Source organism: Rathayibacter sp. SD072 (assembly GCF_017355185.1).
In the GTDB taxonomy this organism is placed as follows: Bacteria; Actinomycetota; Actinomycetes; order Actinomycetales; family Microbacteriaceae; genus Rathayibacter.
In genome coordinates, this window is record NZ_JADILJ010000091.1 from 1 (window position 1) to 3,712 (window position 3,712).

The following is a 3,712-nucleotide window of genomic DNA, read 5'->3' on the forward strand; positions in this document are numbered from 1 at the left end:
CTTCACCGAGTCGGCCTCCCCGTTCCGCACCACCGCGGGCGACCTGCCGCTCGCGCAGGCCGGGCGGACGGCTGCCACCCGTGTCGCGACTCCCTGGGGCACGGGCCTCTCGCTCACGGGCTCCAGCTACCTGCGCCTGCCGGCCGCTTCGACCGGCAGGCTCACGATCGGCGCGTCGAAGAACACGGTCACAGTCGCCGCGTGGGTGCGGGCCACCGACACCGACACGGGCTTCGTCGCCGGCTCGTGGACCGAGGACGCGAACCAGCCGCGCCGCTCCTACGGCCTGTTCTACGACCTCGGGACCTACGGCGGTGCCGACCGGGCCAACTTCCACGTCACGCGATCGGGCAGGCCGACCCCGGGGTACCCCTACTCCCGCGATTACTCCGCCTCGGGCACGAGAATGACGCGCTCCGTCTGGCAGCTGCACGTCGGCACCTACGACGGCGCGCAGGCGGTCTCGTACCTCGACGGCGTCGCGACCGCCTACCCGAGGTACACCGACACGCTCGGCAACACGTACGCGAAGAACCCCTACCTGTTCCCGCACGGGCTGAACCCGGTCGCGGGCGACTTCACGGTCGGAGGCGTCCAGCTCACGGGCAAGGCCGGCAACTTCGCCCGCGGCACCGTCGCCAAGGTGCGCGTCTGGGACCGGACGCTGACGGCCGGCGAGGTGAAGGCCCTCTACGACGCCGAGAGCGCAGCGCTGCGCTGAGGGTGCTCGGCGTCCTCGCGCGGTCGCGAGTCGACGCGTTCCGGGCTCCGGCACGCGCGCACACCCCGGAACAGGTGCACTCACGGAATTGCTCCCGCACGAGTCGACGCGGAACGGGCTCAGGCTGGCGCGCGCACCCCGGAACGAGTCGACTCACGAAAACGCTCCCCACGAATCGACGCGGAACTGGCTCCAACACGCGCGCACACCCCGGAACGGGTCCACGCACGGAAATGCTCCCGTACCAGTCGACGCGGACAGGGCTCCAGCCCTCGATTCAGCGATACCTCACCCCCGGTTCGGGGACAGCCCGGGCAGCGGGTAGCGTCGGGGGGTGAGACTTCCGTGGCAGGACCGGGGCGAGCGCGAGAGGCTTCCGCGCGACGTCCTGGTCCTCGGGATCGTCGCCTTCTTCGTGATGCTGGGCTTCGGCGTCGTCGTCCCCGTGCTGCCCGTCTACGTGCGCAGCTTCGGCGTCGGCTACGTGGAGGTCGGCGCGGTCGTGTCGGCGTTCGCGCTGATGCGGCTGGTCGCGAACCCGTTCGTCGGGCCGCTCGTCGACCGGCTCGGCGAGCGCGTGGTGCTCGCGACGGGCATCGGCATCGTGGCGCTGTCGAGCGCGCTCGTGGGGCTCGCCGGCGACTACCTGCACCTGCTGCTGCTGCGCGGCGCGGGCGGGATCGGCTCGGCGATGTTCTCGGTCGCGGCGATGACGCTCCTCCTGCGCACGGCGGCACCGGAGCGGCGCGGGCGCTCGATCGGTTTCTACCAGGGCGGGTTCCTGCTCGGCGGCATGGCGGGCCCCGCGGTCGGAGGCGTGCTGACCGCGATCTCGCTGACCGCTCCCTTCTTCTTCTACGCGGGCACGCTCGCCGTCGCGGGGCTGGTCGGACTGGTGCTGCTGCGCCGCCCCGAGCGGGACGCGGCGGCGGGGACGGCCGCGGTCGTCCGGCCGATGCGCGAGGTCGTGCGGGACCGCCGCTACCAGAGCGCCGTGCTCGCGAACTTCGCGCTCGGCTGGTCGGCGATGGGCGTGCGGGCCACTCTCGTGCCGGTGCTGGTGGTCGAGGGCCTCGGCGACGACCCGGCCTGGACGGGCATCGCCTTCGCGATCGCGGCCGTCGTGCAGACCGTGGCGCTCGCTCCGGCCGGCCGCTTCGTCGACACGGTGGGTCGCCGGCCCGCACTGATCGGCGGATTCGCCGTCGCGGCGCTGGCGATGCTCGCGATGCCGCTCGTCTCGGAGCTGTGGCTGCTCGTGGTGCTGCTCTGCCTCTACGGAGCGGCGGCCGCGTTCATGGGGACGGCGCCGGGCGCCCTCGTCGGCGACGCGGCGGGCGATCGCGGCGGACGGCCGGTCTCGGTGTTCCAGGCGGCCTCGGACCTCGGCGGCGTCATCGGCCCGCTGCTCGCCGGCCTGCTGGCGGACACGGCCTCGCCGACCGCCGCTTTCGGGTCGGCCTTCGTGCTGCTGGGACTGACCGCGCTCGTCGGGCTGCGGATCCCGCGCCGGGGTCCCGCCCTCTAGCTGTTGCGCCCGCGCGCGTCCACGGGCCACGCGTCGGCGCCCCCGTCGGCGAGCAGCACCCGGTACTCGTCGGCCAGGTTCACCGCGACGCAGACGTGGTTCGGGGCGATGCGGATCCGCGAGCCGAGCGGCAGGTCGATCCCGGTGATCGTGGCGTGGTGCTCCGAGAGCACCGTGACGCGCGCCTCCGGGTGCTCGGGCAGCCGCCCGAAGCCGCTCGAGACGGCCCCGCGATCGGAGGAGAGGACCTTGCTGCCCGCGTCGGCGATCAGCCGGCCGTCGTGCCGCGAGACGATCGTGGCGAGGACCGTGACGGCGATCGACTCCGGTCCGATCGTGCCCATCTCCCACTGCTGGGCGTCGCCGAGCGATGAGACCCCCGGGCGCAGCTCCGTGAGGACTCCCGCGTCGGCGAAGTCGGCGGACGGAGTGGAGCCCCCGCTGATGACCCGCGCCGTGACGCCGACGGAGGCGAGGGACGCGGCGGCCGCGGCGAGCGCCTCCGCCTCGTCGCGGGCGGCGGCGGCCCGCGCGTCGAGCGCGTAGCTGTGGCCCGGGAAGGTGAAGACGCCGACCACGTCGAGTCCAGCGGCGACGGCGGCGGCCGCGACCTCGCCCGCCTCGTCGGCCGGCACCCCGCTGCGGTGGTGGCCCGAGTCGATCTCGACGACGACCTCGAGGCGCCCGCGCTCGTCCACCGGGATCGCCGCGGCGGCGCGCTCGGCCGAGGCGGCGGAGTCGACCCCGATGCGCACGCGCGCGGTGCGCAGGACCCGGCGCAGCCGTCCGGCCCGCTCGGCGTCGAGCCACAGTGGGTACGCGATGAACAGGTCGTCGCAGCCGCCCGCGGCGAAGACCTCCGCCTCGGACACCGTGGCGACCGTGAGTCCGACCGCCCCCGCGGCCAGCTGGCGCCGGGCGATCTCGAGCGACTTGTGCGTCTTGGCGTGCGGGCGCAGCGCCAGTCCGCGATCACGGGCCCGGGCGGCGGTCGCGGCGATGTTGCGGTCGAGGACCGCCTCGTCGAGCACGAGCGCGGGAGTGACCAGGGAGTCGAGGGAGTCGGAGACCATCTCCCGATCCTGGCAGGGGTGCCGTCCGCGTGCGAGGCGGAGCAGAATGCCGTCATGAGCGCCGCCGCCGTCACCGTCGAGGAGTACCTGTCCGCGTTCCCGCCGGAGCGACGGGAGCGGCTCGAGGAGGTGCGGCGCCTGATCCTCGCCGCGGCGCCCGGGGCCGAGGAGCGGATCCGCTACGGCATGCCGGCCGTGATGCTGGGCGGCCGCTACGCGATCCACTGGGCCGGCTGGAAGACGCACGTGGGACTGCATCCGGTGCCCCGGCTCTCGCCCGAGCTCGAGCACGAGCTCGCGCCGCTGCGCACGGGCAAGGACACGGTCGCGCTGCCCTGGGGGCGCGAGCTGCCTGCGGACCTCGTCTCGCGGGTCGCCGCGGCGATCGTC

General features: G+C 74.3%; 4 protein-coding genes. 3 read left to right on the forward strand and 1 reads right to left on the reverse strand.

Features of this window, described 5'->3' with window-relative positions; genetic code table 11:
- Together IOC53_RS18420 and IOC53_RS18425 are read left to right on the forward strand one after the other, a co-directional pair.
- A partial coding sequence (locus tag IOC53_RS18420) for a LamG-like jellyroll fold domain-containing protein (protein ID WP_207408041.1) occupies positions 1 to 721 on the forward strand: 721 nt, incomplete at its 5' end.
- 334 nt (positions 722 to 1,055) lie between these two features.
- A complete protein-coding gene (locus tag IOC53_RS18425) occupies positions 1,056 to 2,249 on the forward strand; it encodes an MFS transporter (protein ID WP_307786259.1) in 1,194 nt (397 codons plus the stop codon).
- On the opposite strand, the gene IOC53_RS18430 is transcribed toward IOC53_RS18425, so the two are convergent.
- Complete coding sequence (locus tag IOC53_RS18430) at positions 2,246 to 3,322, reverse strand: alanine racemase (protein ID WP_207408042.1); 1,077 nt, start codon at positions 3,320 to 3,322, stop codon at positions 2,246 to 2,248. The two genes, IOC53_RS18425 and IOC53_RS18430, sit on opposite strands and share 4 nt — an antisense overlap.
- Before the next feature lie 54 nt (positions 3,323 to 3,376).
- Between IOC53_RS18430 and IOC53_RS18435 the strand changes: the two genes are divergently transcribed.
- On the forward strand, positions 3,377 to 3,712 hold a 336-nt coding region (locus tag IOC53_RS18435; protein ID WP_207408044.1), incomplete at its 3' end, for an iron chaperone.